At 73.3% G+C, this 12,510-nt stretch carries 11 protein-coding genes; 4 read left to right on the forward strand and 7 right to left on the reverse strand.

Going from position 1 to position 12,510, the window contains the following annotated elements; all coding sequences use genetic code 11:
- Positions 1 to 202 precede the first annotated feature (202 nt).
- From AB0F13_RS17495 to AB0F13_RS17505, 3 genes are all read right to left on the reverse strand, one after another.
- Positions 203 to 715 carry a hypothetical protein gene (locus tag AB0F13_RS17495; RefSeq protein ID WP_362082303.1) on the reverse strand — a complete coding sequence of 171 codons (513 nt, stop codon included), beginning with the start codon at positions 713 to 715 and terminating at the stop codon, positions 203 to 205.
- Positions 716 to 736: 21 nt separating this feature from the next.
- Positions 737 to 1,975 carry a hypothetical protein gene (locus AB0F13_RS17500; protein ID WP_362082306.1) on the reverse strand — a complete coding sequence of 413 codons (1,239 nt, stop codon included), beginning with the start codon at positions 1,973 to 1,975 and terminating at the stop codon, positions 737 to 739.
- A 117-nt stretch (positions 1,976 to 2,092) separates the two neighbouring features.
- On the reverse strand, positions 2,093 to 2,242 hold the full coding sequence (locus AB0F13_RS17505; RefSeq protein ID WP_362082309.1) for a hypothetical protein: 150 nt from the start codon (positions 2,240 to 2,242) through the stop codon (positions 2,093 to 2,095).
- A gap of 394 nt (positions 2,243 to 2,636) precedes the next feature.
- Here AB0F13_RS17505 and AB0F13_RS17510 point away from each other — a divergent pair, with 394 nt between their 5' ends.
- Positions 2,637 to 3,347 carry an AAA family ATPase gene (locus tag AB0F13_RS17510; RefSeq protein WP_362082312.1) on the forward strand — a complete coding sequence of 237 codons (711 nt, stop codon included), beginning with the start codon at positions 2,637 to 2,639 and terminating at the stop codon, positions 3,345 to 3,347.
- A gap of 504 nt (positions 3,348 to 3,851) precedes the next feature.
- Positions 3,852 to 4,043, forward strand: coding sequence for a hypothetical protein (locus tag AB0F13_RS17515; RefSeq protein WP_362082315.1), 192 nt, complete (start codon positions 3,852 to 3,854; stop codon positions 4,041 to 4,043).
- A gap of 71 nt (positions 4,044 to 4,114) precedes the next feature.
- On the opposite strand, the gene AB0F13_RS17520 is transcribed toward AB0F13_RS17515, so the two are convergent.
- The gene (locus AB0F13_RS17520; protein WP_362082318.1) at positions 4,115 to 4,282 is read right to left on the reverse strand and encodes a hypothetical protein; all 168 of its coding nucleotides are present in this window, start codon (positions 4,280 to 4,282) and stop codon (positions 4,115 to 4,117) included.
- Between the two features lie 9 nt (positions 4,283 to 4,291).
- Positions 4,292 to 5,440, reverse strand: coding sequence for a hypothetical protein (locus AB0F13_RS17525; protein WP_362082321.1), 1,149 nt, complete (start codon positions 5,438 to 5,440; stop codon positions 4,292 to 4,294).
- Between the two features lie 235 nt (positions 5,441 to 5,675).
- Between AB0F13_RS17525 and AB0F13_RS17530 the strand changes: the two genes are divergently transcribed.
- Positions 5,676 to 9,530 carry a helix-turn-helix domain-containing protein gene (locus tag AB0F13_RS17530; RefSeq protein ID WP_362082324.1) on the forward strand — a complete coding sequence of 1,285 codons (3,855 nt, stop codon included), beginning with the start codon at positions 5,676 to 5,678 and terminating at the stop codon, positions 9,528 to 9,530.
- 194 nt (positions 9,531 to 9,724) lie between these two features.
- Complete coding sequence (locus tag AB0F13_RS17535) at positions 9,725 to 9,883, forward strand: hypothetical protein (protein WP_362082327.1); 159 nt, start codon at positions 9,725 to 9,727, stop codon at positions 9,881 to 9,883.
- 7 nt (positions 9,884 to 9,890) lie between these two features.
- On the opposite strand, the gene AB0F13_RS17540 is transcribed toward AB0F13_RS17535, so the two are convergent.
- Together AB0F13_RS17540 and AB0F13_RS17545 are read right to left on the reverse strand one after the other, a co-directional pair.
- A complete protein-coding gene (locus tag AB0F13_RS17540) occupies positions 9,891 to 11,396 on the reverse strand; it encodes a M28 family metallopeptidase (RefSeq protein ID WP_362082330.1) in 1,506 nt (501 codons plus the stop codon).
- Positions 11,397 to 11,629: 233 nt separating this feature from the next.
- The gene (locus AB0F13_RS17545) at positions 11,630 to 12,418 is read right to left on the reverse strand and encodes a VOC family protein (RefSeq protein ID WP_362082333.1); all 789 of its coding nucleotides are present in this window, start codon (positions 12,416 to 12,418) and stop codon (positions 11,630 to 11,632) included.
- Positions 12,419 to 12,510: the final 92 nt, after the last annotated feature.

Raw genomic sequence — 12,510 nt, forward strand, 5'->3', positions numbered from 1 at the left:
GCCCCGGTGTCGTGACCGTCATCGGGGGCGGCCGCCCAAGGCGATGACGGGCACGATCACCAGCGCCAGGATTTCCGCCGCCCAGCGCGAGGACCGGACAGCCGCCCGACGCGACGACCATGCCCGATGCCATGCTGCCGGTGGCACCAGCGATCGCGATGCCGACGTCGGCCATGCCCTGCGTGGCGGCACGGGCGACGGGCTACGCGGCACCGAGCGGTTCGAGTGCCGCGATGTCCCGCAACGACATGTTCATCCGCTCGTGCAGGAAGCGCACGATCGTCCAGTGCGGCAGCGCGCCCTCGTCGAACGGGCCGAACTCCCGTACGTACAGCGGTATCCAGCGCAGGGCCTCCTCGAGCGCCTGCTCCCGGCCCGGCTCCTGCTGGTAGTCCTCGTAGGCGATGCTGCGGTGGTGGATGAAGAACCGGCCCGGCAGCCGTTCCTCGCACAGGGCCCGGTACTCGCGCGTCTGCAGGATCAGGTAGTGCCATATCTCGTCGATGTCCTGCTCGACGGGGAGGAAGAGGCCGCCGAGCCGGTCCTGGTGACGGGAGACGAGGTAGAGGTAGCGCAGGCATTCGGTGACCTGGCGCCCGACGCGGTCCGGCGCCGCGCCGGTCTTCGCGGTGAAGTGCGTCACCACCTCGGCGTGGAGGGCTTCGCCGAGCAGGGCCTTGAGGTCGTCGGCGGACAGGTGCGGCTGTGTGGTCATGGGGTTCTTCCGTCGGGATGGTCAGAGGTCTCCGGCGAGCCAGGCGTACTTCCCGGACTTCCCTATGGGGATGTGCGTACGGTGCTCGACCCTGCACGCGCGGCCGGTCAGTTCGCCGATGCTCTTCTCCAGTGCCGCGGCGGCATGGGGCCCGAGGGGGGTGTCGTCGAAGGTCACGTACCGCAGCTCGGCCTTCGTGCCGCCCGTGACGCACAGCTGGTGGACGAAGACGCGCGGGGAGACGGCGCTGACGAGGTCGTCGAGGTCGGCCTGCGCGACGGGGCCGTCCTGCGTGGCGAGCAGTTCCTTCTCACGACCGCAGAACCTCGCGATCCCGGTGGGGTCGGGCGTGCCGTCCAGCGTGCGGACGCAGTCTCCCGAGCGGTACCGGATCAGGGGCATGTACGGGTTCCGGACGCTGGTGACGATGAGGCTGTGGATCCGGCTGCCCGGGGCGACCGGGATCAGTTCGACGCTCATCTTGTCGAGGTAGGGCCGGTACCGGCCGTCGCGGTCGCTGTAGTAGAGGTAGCCGAGTTCGGTGCTGCCGAAGAGGTCGACGACCGGGCAGTCGAAGTGCTCCCGCAGATAGCCGTGGACGTTGACGGGGGTGTACTCGTAGGCGTGGATGATGCTGGCGGGCTGCGGGAACTCCTCCCACAGGCCCCAGTCGCCGGCTTTGCGGACCAGATGCGCCAGGTGATAGCCGGAGCAGTCCAGGTGGTACAGGCCCTGCGGGTGCTCGTCGCGGGCCGCCCGGATCTCCGCGAGCATGCGCTCGACGTCCTCCCGCTCCCACAGCGCCGGGTCGAGGCGCAGGTTGAGGTAGAGGGTCCGCGCGTCGAGCCGCCGGTCGGCGAGGGCCGGGACGGCGCCGGGCTGCACTCCGCGCTTCTTCGCGTTGACCCGCGCCACGTGTTCGGTGGCCAGCACGGTGGTGAGCGACAGGCGCGGGCATCCCGCGTCCCAGGTGTGGGAGATGTCGGGGTGCTCGCTCCACAGCCGGTAGTAGGAGTGGAGCAGGAAGTACGGGGGGCGGATGATCTGCATGCGGGCGTGGTGGGTGCCCGTGGAGAGCACGAACTCCGCCTCACCCGCCGCCAGGGCCGCGGCGAGAGGGGGCGTCATCCAGTTGTCCGGGAAGCCGCGGGCGATCTCGGGTTTCTCGAGTACCGGGAAGTGGCCCCGCTCGATCGACGCGCGGTAGACCGGAATGTCTCTGATCTGATCGACGATGTCGGCCGTCGGCTGACCATCCATGTGCCACCCCTCAGGTGTGCTCGCAGGACGAGAGCGTCACGAAGTGGGCCGCGCGGGTGCGAAGTTGCCCGCACGGCCCGCTCCGGTCGGCTCGGTCGGGGGTTGATCAGGCAGGGGTCAGGAGATACAACCGGTCTTGACCACGCTGATGCAGCCGGACTTGGACACGCTGATGCAGCCGTTCTTGGCTGCCTCACCTGCCGAGTTGGCGGCGACCCAACCCCGCCAGACGTCGTCCTGGGCCATCTTCTTGATCAGCTTCTCCATTGCGGACCTCCAAAAGAGTGGGGTGGTGCGGCGACGCCCATGACTGCGCTTCACCTCCACAGACGGTAAAGCGATGACCAAGAACGTGTCAACGGTTGGCAAAATGACGCTGGCTCAAAGTCGCCCCCATGCGGGCTTTGCGCCCCGCCCGCCCGAGCCGGCCACCGACGGTCTGAACCGGCCGGCTCACGCCGGCGTCTCCAAGGCTGTCCCACTGCCGGTCCGGCAGGGGGCTCTCGGGGGCCGGTCCGACGGCTCGTGCGAGGCTCGGGGGGCAGTCGGGTTCGGACAGGGGACGGTAGAGGCAGTGGGCGATATAGGCAGGTCAGCCGCAGTACAGGCACGGGCGGGCGCGGCCGGGGAACCGGGGGCGGCGTCGAGTCCGCGGGGGCTGGTGGATCTGCGCGGAGCGGACGGCGACGTTCCCGCCACGCTGTCGTATCCCGCGGGTGCCGTGCTGGTCGTCTCCGGTCTGCCCGGCAGCGGCAAGAGCACGCTGTTGCGCCGCTGGTCGCAGGCCGCGCCGCACCGCGCACCCGGTAGCGCGTCCGAGGTCGCGGCGGCCGTGGATCCCCGGGCGGTCCATGTCGCCTGCCAGTCCGTAATGCCCGAGCGCCTGCCCTACGCGGTGTACCGGCCGTGGGCGCGTCTGGAGCACTTCCGCTGGCTGCGCGCGGAGGTGCGCGGAGGTGGGCCGCTGCTCGTGCACGACTGCGGCAGCCGGGCGTGGATGCGCCGGTGGCTGGCCCGCAGCGCCGGGCGCCAGGGGCGCGAGCTGCACCTGGTGCTGCTGGACGTCGGACCGGACGTGGCCCTGGCGGGCCAGGCGGCGCGTGGCCGGTGGGCCTCCGAGCGCGTCTTCGCCCGGCACCGACGAGGGCTCGACCGGCTCCTGCACGCGCTGTCCGCGGAGGCGGAGGAGGGCGCGGCGGTTCCGGGCGCGGCAGCCCGGGCCCGGGTCCGCCCCGTCCCGGCGGCGGTGGCGGAGGCGGCCTCGGTCGTTCTGCTCGACCGGACGTCACGCGAGCGCGTGAGGGCGGTGACGTTCGGACCGGACCGGCCCGCGGCCACCGCGCCGCCCGCACCCTCCGCGAACGCGGGCTGAGCGCGCGGCGCCACCGCCCGGATCCCCCGCCGGGCCGGATGACGGCGCGCGGCCATCACCCCGACGTGCGGCCGAGGCCTCCTTGCGCGCCGGCGCCTTTGCGTGCCCGGCGTCCAGGGCCACCGCACCCTGGCCGAGGTGCGCACGCCGCCGACCATCACCCGACCGGATCCTCGCGGCACCCGCACCCACCGCTCCGGCGGCTCCTCGACCGACGGGCCCCTCCTGACCCACGGTCAGGAGCATCGCACCGCGCGGCCGCGCGCCCGGACCGGCGTGCGGGGCGTACGGCCGTACCCCCGAATGCGTCCCAAGTCCGTGGGCGGTGCGCGTCGCGCGCTCACGGCGGGGTAAGGAAATGTCCCATCGGGACCGCCACGGACAGAAAGCGGGCAGTAGATGGCCATCATCGTCACGTTCGAGCTCGAAGGAGGCACGCAGGACGTCTAGGACGCCTGCATCGACCGCCTCACCGGCGGGCGCGGATTCGGCTCCCTCGCCGACATGCCCGGGGCGGCCGGGCTTCTGGCGCACGCCGCCGGGCCGGTCGACGGGGGCTGGCGGGTCACGGACGTCTGGGAGTCGCCCGCGGCGTTCGAGGCCTTCGCCGCCCGGCTCGCCCCGGTCGTCTCCGACCTCGGGTTCGGCCACGTCCAGCCGCAGGTGACCCCCGCCCACAACGTCGTCACCCACTGAGACCATCGGTCCGCGCCCGCCGGCGCCGTGCCCGGGCCGGCGGGTGTGCGGGTCAGGCGGCGACGGGTTGCTCAGGCGGGCCCGTCGCCCTCGCGGCTGCCGCGGCAGAAGACGACGCCGGCGAAGTGGACGCCGGGCCCGGCCGGGCCCGGTTCCGCCGGCTCGGCGACGAGCCGCCGGCGGAAGCCGGCGGACAGCCGCGGTCGTCGGAAGCCGGGTTCGCGCGCAGCCGCGCGCACGGCATCCGTCTAATACCGCAGGACAGCGGCCACCCGGTCCTCCCCGGCGAGGGTGTCGTCCGGGAGGAACTCGATGTCCGCGCCGCTGTTGAGGGCGGTCTCGACGATCTCGTCCACGACGTCCTCATGGATGGCGGGGTCCGCCACCAGGGGCTCGGCCGGCGTCTCGACCCTGACCGGATGGCCGCCGTTCCCGTCGACCCGTGCGGTGACCTGGTAGTGGTCCTCCACCGCCAGGAGGGCCACCCGGCCCTGGCGCACGGTCTGCCAGATCTCGTCCAGCCCCGAGGTGTAGCGCCGCGCGCCGCGCGCGTCGTCCAGTCGGCGCAGCACCTCCCCGCGCCGTGACATGCGGCGTTCGTCGAACGCCGGCTGCAGCAGGTCGAGGAGGTGGTGCGCGGACTTGCCGACCGCTCCGCCGTTCTCGATCCGGGCCGCGATCGCGCCGCGGTTGGGGAACACCTTCTCGAACAACGCGATCTGCTCCCGCAGACCCACGACGTACAGCGGCCTGCTCCGGCGCTCCACCACGGGCGTGAGGGCGGCGACGATCTTGCGCATGTACTGGCGCTCGCGCTCCACGTGGGCCTCTTCGCGCTCCGTCATGGGGTGGTTGCCGACCTTGTCGAAGTTGCGGCCGGGCAGCGCGTCCTGGTGGTCGGGCAGTTCGGGCCGCACCGGGAAACCGTTCTCCGTGAACGGTTCGAGGCTTTCCCCCGCGCCGTCCCACAGCCGGGTCTCGCTCTCGGACAGCACCAGGGCCCAGTAGGGCTCTTCCAGCAGGCGGGCGGCGACCAGGTTCCGGGTGAGGAAGGTGTCCGCGACCACGACGCGCTGGGGCACCGAGCGCGGCAGGTACCAGACCTGGTGCTCGCCCGGGGCGGCCAGGATGAGCAGCCCGTCGGCCGAGTGGGTGAGGTCGACCTCCGCGGCCGCCGCGTCGAGCCGGCTCTCGACGTCCATCCGGGCGGCCCTGGTCACCTTCGGATCCTCGGCGAGCCGCCGTTTCGCCTCCGCGACCGTGTTGCGCAGCCGGACCGAGTCCTCGGCGCTGTACGGGGAGCGCCGCGTGGTGGGCAGCAGCAGCGAGACCGCCGGATACTCGCGCGGGCGGCGCAGGTCACGGAGTGTCGCGTCGGTCAGGGCACCGATATCCATCGTCATCCTCCTCCGGGCCCGGTCCCCGGGCTCTTCCCAGGTGACCAGAGGCCGGGCCGTGCGGCCAGTCGTGCGCGGCCGCACGGAGCAACTCGTCACCTTCGGTCACAACCGAGGGGGCGCCGGTCACTCGAAGGACCGGTTTCGCCGTCGGCGGGCATGGCTTCCGGCCGGCACGTCGCCCGGACAGGACAACCTGTGACAACTGGCCCATTCAGCAAAAAGGACAGCATTTATGCACCAGCGTGGTGACGAGGCCGACGGCGGCGGTGCCTCCGCTCCCACGGTTGCTCCGGGTGAACAGTTGCGCCGGCTCCGCCGGGCGCGGGGCATGTCGCTGGCAGGGCTGTCCGACCTGGTCCACTACACCAAGGGCTATCTGAGCCGGGTGGAGACCGGTGAGAAGCCCATGTCGCCGGAGGTGGCCCGGCGGTGCGAGGGCGTCCTACGGGCGGCGGGAGAGCTGTCACGGCTGGTGGCGGACGCGGCACCGGCGCGCCGCGGGGCACGCGGGCCGTTGGAGGTCTGCCCGTACCGGGGCCTGGCGGCGTTCGGCGTCACGGAGGCGGGCTGGTTCTTCGGGCGCGAGCGGGCGACGGCCGCGCTCGTGCACCGCCTCACCGAGCGGCTGGACGGCTCCGGGCCGACCGCCGTGGTGGCCGCCTCGGGCACGGGCAAGTCGTCGCTGCTGCAGGCGGGTCTGGTACCGGCGCTGCGCCGTGGCGTCCTGCCGGTGAGCGGATCGAGCCGCTGGCCGGTGGTCACCATGCGGCCCGGCGACCGGCCGGTGGAGGCGCTGCTGACCGAGGTCGCCCGCGTGTGCGGCGCCGGGCCCGGACACCTTCGGCGGGCCCTGGACCACGGCCCGGGGGCCTTCGCCGAGGCCGTCCACGAGGCCCTCAACTGCGCCGGTCCGACGGGCGGCGACAGGCAGGGACGCGGGGAGCCGGTGCGTCTGGTGCTCGTCGTCGACCAGTTCGAAGAGGTCTTCACCCTGTGCGCGGACGCACGCGAACAGGCCTGGTTCGTCCGCGCCGTGCACGCGCTGGCGGCCGGGCCCGCCTTCGCCGGCGGCCAGGACGGCTGCGCGGCGCTGGTGGTGCTCGGCATGCGCGCCGACTTCTACGGCAGGTGCCTGGCCTTCCCCGAACTGGCGGCCGCCCTGCGGGACGGCCAGCTGCCGCTGGAGCCCATGCGGGCGGAGGAGATCCGCGAGGCCGTCGTACGGCCGGCCCGGGCGGTGGGCCTGGACCTGGAGCCCGGGCTCGTCGAGCTGATCCTGCGTGACCTGGGCGCCGGCGACCGCGGCGAGGAGCACTGCGACGGGTACGGGCCCGGTGTCCTGCCGCTGCTCTCCCACGCACTGCTGGCGACATGGCAGCGCCGCCGCGGGGGCGCGCTGACCGTCGAGGGGTACCAGGAGGCCGGCGGCATCGCCGGCGCGGTGGCGGCGACGGCCGAACGGGCGTACGCGCGGTTGTCGCCGGTGCGTCAGGAAGCGGCCCGGTCCGTCCTGCTGGGCCTGGTCCGCGTCGACGAGGACGGCCGGGCCACGCGCGGCAGGGTGGCGCGCGAGCAGCTGCCGGGGCAGGCGGGCGCGGAGCCCGGGGCGGCCCTGGAGGTGGTGGAGGAGTTCGCCCGCGCCCGGCTGCTGACCGTCGACGCCGACGAGGTCACCCTGGCGCACGAAGCGGTGCTGCACGCCTGGCCGCGGCTGTGCGGGTGGATCGAGACCCACGCCGCCACGCTGCACGCCCGCCAGCAGCTGTGCGCGGCCGCCCGGCAGTGGGACGCCGAGGGCCGCGACCCGGCCCTGCTGCCCCGGGGCAGCCGGCTCGCCGCGGCCCGCGACCTGGCGGCCCACCCCCTCGGCGCACTCGGCGATGCCGGACAGGACTTCCTGGACGCCGCGGCGGAGCACGCCGCCTGCGAACGCGCGACGGAGCGGCGGCGGACCCGCCGCCTGCACCGGCTGCTGGCGACCCTGGCGGTGCTGCTCGTGCTGACGCTGACCGGCGGTACGGTGGCGGTTCATCAGGGCCTGCGGGCCGTGGCCGAACGCGGCGCGGCCCGCTCGGCCGAACTGGCCTTCCGTGCCACCGCGCTGAGCACCGCCCGGCCCGAGGCCTCGATGCTGCTGGCCACCGCCGCCTGGCGGCAGGCGCACACGCCCGCAGCGGCCGGCGCGGTGCTCAGCTCCCAGGCGCAGTCGTACGCCGGGCGGCTGGCAGGGCACCGGGGACCGGTGTTCGCCGTGGCGTGGCAACCGCGCGCCGGCCGGCTGCTGTCGGCCGGCGCCGACGGGACCGTGCGGCAGTGGGACGCCGCGGGGAGCCGGCGGGCGCGCGTCGTGGCGAAGGGCCGTACGGCGGTACGGGCGCTGGCCGTCGCACGCGAGAGCCCGCTGGCCGCGTGGGGCGACGACGCGGGCACGGTGTCGCTGTGGGGCGGCGGTACGGGGCGCGCCGCTCCCGCATCACAGGGCGCGCACCACGGCTCCGTGCGGGCCGTGGCCCTGTCCGACCACGGGGAGCTGCTGGCCTCGGCGGGAAGGGACGGTACGGTCCGGCTCTCGCACCCGGGCAAAGCGGCCGCGAAGGCCCCGGCGGCGACCGCTGAGGCATTCGCCGTCGGCCTGGGGCCGCTGTACGCGGTGGCCGTCACCGGGGACGGCCACCGCGTGGCCGCCGCCGGCCTGGACGGGCGGGTGTGGCTGATGGACGTCCGCACCCGGCGGAGCCGGGTCATCGGCACGAAGGACCGGGGCCAGGTCCGCTCCCTTGCCTTCTCACCGGACGGACGGCACCTCGCCACCGGTGAGTGGCACGACGACGTCGGGCTGTGGGACACCGCGACCGGCGGGCGCGAGGCGGCCCTGAAAGGTCTCCAGGACTCCGTCCTGGCCGTCGCGTTCTCCCCCGACGGCAGCCGTCTGGCCGCGGCCGGCCAGGACGACACCGCGAGCGTGTGGGAACTCGCCGGGCGGCGCCGGATCGCCGTTCTCGCCAGCCATCTCGGTCCCGTGCACGGCATCGCCTTCTCCCCCGACGGCCGCACCCTGGCGAGCGCCGGCGAGGACGGCACGCTGCGGCTGTGGGCCCCGCGCGCCGCGGCCGGCGCAGCGCAGGGCGGACCGGCGTGGCTGGACGCCGCCCTCAGCCCCGACCGTTCCCTGCTGGCCGTGGCGGGGCAGGACGGCACGCTGCGCCTGTGGGAGACCCGCCACCGCACGGTACGTACCCTGCGGGTCTCCGGACAGCCGGTGCGCGCGGTGGCCTTCAGCCACGACGGCTCACTGATCGCGGCCGGCGACGGTCAGGGCACCGCCACCGTGTGGCGCACCGCCTCCCCGGACCGCCCGGTGCACCGCTGGCAGGCCCAGGACCGGGCGGTCACTTCGGTCTCCTTCCGGCCCGGCGACTCCACATCGCTCGCCACGGCCGGCGAGGACGGCACCGCGGGGCTGTGGCGCACCACGGGCGGAACGCCACGGCTGGAGCAGCGCATCACCGGGCACGAGGACGCCGTCTACCGGGTGCTGTTCCTGGACGGTGCCACCCTCGCCACGGGCAGCCAGGACAACACCGCCCGGATCTGGCGGGCTTCCGACGGGCGGGAGCTGCACCGGCTGGCCGACCACGCCGATACGGTCCTGGGCCTGGCCGTCAGCCCCGACGGCTCGGTCCTGGCCACCGCCAGCCGCGACTACACCGTCAAGCTCTGGGATCCGCACGACGGGCGCAGGCTGCGGACCCTGGCCGGGCACACGGGCCCCGTCACCTCGGCCGTCTTCGACCCCGGCGGCACCCGGCTGGCAACGACCGGCCGCGACAACACCGTGCGCGTCTGGGACCCCCGGGACGGGCGGCTGCTGCTCACCCTGACCGGGCACACCGGCCGGGTCCGGGGTGCGGCCTTCCTCGGTCCCGCAGGCCCCCTGGTGTCCGTCGGCGAGGACGCCACCGTGCGCTGGTGGAGCCTGGGCGTCGACGCGGTCCTGGCCGGCACGTGCGCGGCGGTGGGCGATGTCGACGAGCGCACCTGGCGCCGTCTGCTGCCGGACGTGCCCTACGCCCCGGGGTGCCCGTGAGGGCCCCGCCGCGCTCCACGGGCCATGCAGCCGCAGGTCACGAGGGGTTGCCCGGCGCCTCCTGGGGCGAGGCAACGGGCAACCCCTGGTTCACGCCCTGTCATGTGCCGAGACTCGGATCAGACGGACGACATGGTTCCGCTATCGCGGGAACCCTCGCTCCCACGGCCGACGTCGACGAAAGAAGCCCGGGCATGAACACCGACCTCCCCGACATGTTCGCCTTCGTGGTCACCATGGCCGCCTGCATGACGCTCATCCTCGTCGGCCACGCCACTCCGGCCGCCCTGACCGAGTACGCGGCGGCCGTCACCGGCGTCTACACCGCCTGGCACAACCGCCCCCGGCAGTGACCCGCGGTCAGTTCTTGGCCGGCTGGCTCAGCGAGCTCAGATCGTGGGCGTACGTGCCGACCGCGTGCGCGATGACGTCGATGTTGGTGTCGAACACCTTCAGGTCCAGGTTCGACAGATTGTCACCGGCACCGTGGTAGTTGGGGTCGTACGCGGTTCCCGCCGTGCCGCCGAACCGCGCCGCCTGCTCCTTGGTCTTGATGCCCTCGGCGCCGGTGAACGTGCCGCCCGCCGGGATGCCGGCCTTGATGAACGGGCCGTAGTCGGAACGGCCGTCGAAGTCGGTGCCCTCGTGCGGCGCGCCCTTGCGGTCCAGGTATCCGTTGATCAGCCGCTCGATCTGCGCGGAACCCTGCGGGCCGGGGCCCTCGCCCTGGTGGTCGGAGTCGTCGCCGTCGTAGACGAACTCGACCGGGTTCGGGGAGGCGATCATGTCGAAGTTGAGGTAGAGGGCGATCTGCTTGCGCTGCTTCTCGCTGAGCTGGGAGACGTAGTGCTCCGAGCCGAGCAGGCCCAGCTCCTCACCGGACCACCAGGCGAACCGCACCTTGTTGGTGGGCTGCTGACCGGGCTTGCGGATCTGCTCGGCGAGCCTCAGCGCCACCTCCAGCAGGCCGGCGGACCCGGAGCCGTTGTCGTTGATGCCCGGGCCCGCGGGCACCGAGTCGAGGTGGCTGCCGAGGGACACCACGTGGTCGGCACTGCCGCCGCGGGTCTCGGCGATCACGTTGCGCGTCTGGCGCTTGAGTGCCTCGGTGCTCACGTCCAGGTTGACCTTGGTCTCGCCCCTGGCGACCTGCGCGGCCAGCGCCTCGCCGTCGGCGAGCGATATACCGCCGGCGGGGATGTGGGCGTTGGCCGGGGCGCCGACCGTGCCGTGCGCCGGCTCGTTGCCCGAGTGGTTGTAGAGGATCAGGCCGATCGCGCCCGCCTTCGCGGCCACCTCCTCCTTCTGCTGGAAGGAGCAGCTGCCACGCTTGACCAGCGCGATCTTGCCGGTGAAGGTGCCGGAGGCGTAGTCGTCGAGCTCGCAGCCCGGCGTGGCGTCCACGCGGGCGGCGGCGAGGGGCGCCACGAGGCCGCCCGTGGGCGAGGTCTTGCTGAACTTGTAGGCCGCGACGTTGATCTCCCGCGGCTCCGGGGAGACGACGCTCAGCTTCTCGCGCACGGTCCGGGACTCGTAGAAGTCGAAGTTCTGGTACGAGACGTCGTAACCGGCCTTCTTCAGCAGGCGGTAGACGTACTCGGTGGACGCCTTGTGCCCGGCCGTGCCGGCGGCGCGGTTGCCGCCCTCTTCGTCGGCGATCTCCTGGAGCTCCTCCAGGTGACGGTAGGCGCTCTTCCCGGAGGACGCCTTGACCAGCTTCTTGGCGAGCCGTTCGGCCTTGCCGCGCTGCTCGGCCGAGGTCGTCGGCCGCGCGTCTGCGGGGGCGGCAGCGGCGAGCAGTACGGGGGTGGCGACGGCGGTCGTGATGAGAGCCGATATCGCTCTGCGGCGGAAGTGTGCGCGCACGGAGGTCCCTTTCCGGTACGGGCGGCCACGGTGGTGACTGCCCGGCATGCTGTCATCGCGATCGGACGGCGATCGCAGCTGAAGGGGACGGTACCGAGTTCGCGCAGGTCACGGGAGGGTTTGGCAAGCAGTTGACATAAGATCGCCATCTTGGGGCGACGCACCGCGACCGCCGCTGCCAGCCAGCTTTTTGACGCCTCCTCACCGGCACGGCTGCTCCTGTTCCGGCTCTCTCACACCGGCGCGCTGGTGATCACGGCGAACGGGGCCCCGAACGGGTCGAGGAGCATGGCCAGGCGGCCGATGCCCGGTGCGTCCACGGCGGGGATGATGAGCGTGGCGCCCCGCTCCGCGGCGGCGGCCACCGTGGCGTCGCAGTCCACGACCTCGAAGTACGGATGCCATTCGGATCCCGAGCCCGCCGCCAGATTCTCCGCGGGCAGCTGCATGATGCCGCCGTGCATGCTCTCCACACCGCCGCCGGCCGGTCCGGCGACGGTGTAGACGAGCTCCTCACCCATCGGCATGTCCCGTGTCTCCCAGGAGAAGACCGTGCGGTAGAAGTCCTTCGCCGCGGTGGCGTCGGTGGTGTAGAGCTCGATCCAGCTGACGGACCCGGGGGCGTTGACCAGGTCCAGACCCTGGACGTCACCCGGCTGCCAGACGGCGAACCGCGCCCCGGCCGGGTCCGTGAAGCCGGCCATCCGTCCGGCCGAGAAGACGTCGAACGGTCCAAAGCGCACCGCGCCGCCCGCCTGCTCCACGGCCTTCGCCGTGGCGTCGGCGTCCGTGGTGCGGAAGTACACGGTCCAGGCGGAGCCGGCCCCCTCCTCCGTCAGGGGCCCGACGGCCCCGACGGTCCGGCCGTCCACACGGAAGAAGCCGTAGCCACCGGCGTCCGGCCCGGCGGACTCGAACTCCCATCCGAAAATGCCTCGGTAGAAGGAGACGGCCGCGTCGATGTCGGGCGTGCCGAGATCGAGCCAGTTCGGCCCGCCGGGGACGTGCGTGGATGTCAGCATGGGTCAGCTCCTCGACAGGTGCGCTCGGTTCCGGCGTGGTGCCGTCGATCGGAACTCAGCATGGCAGGGGCCACTGACAGCCGCCCCTCGGA

Source organism: Streptomyces sp. NPDC026206 (assembly GCF_040638465.1).
GTDB lineage: Bacteria > Actinomycetota > Actinomycetes > Streptomycetales > Streptomycetaceae > Streptomyces.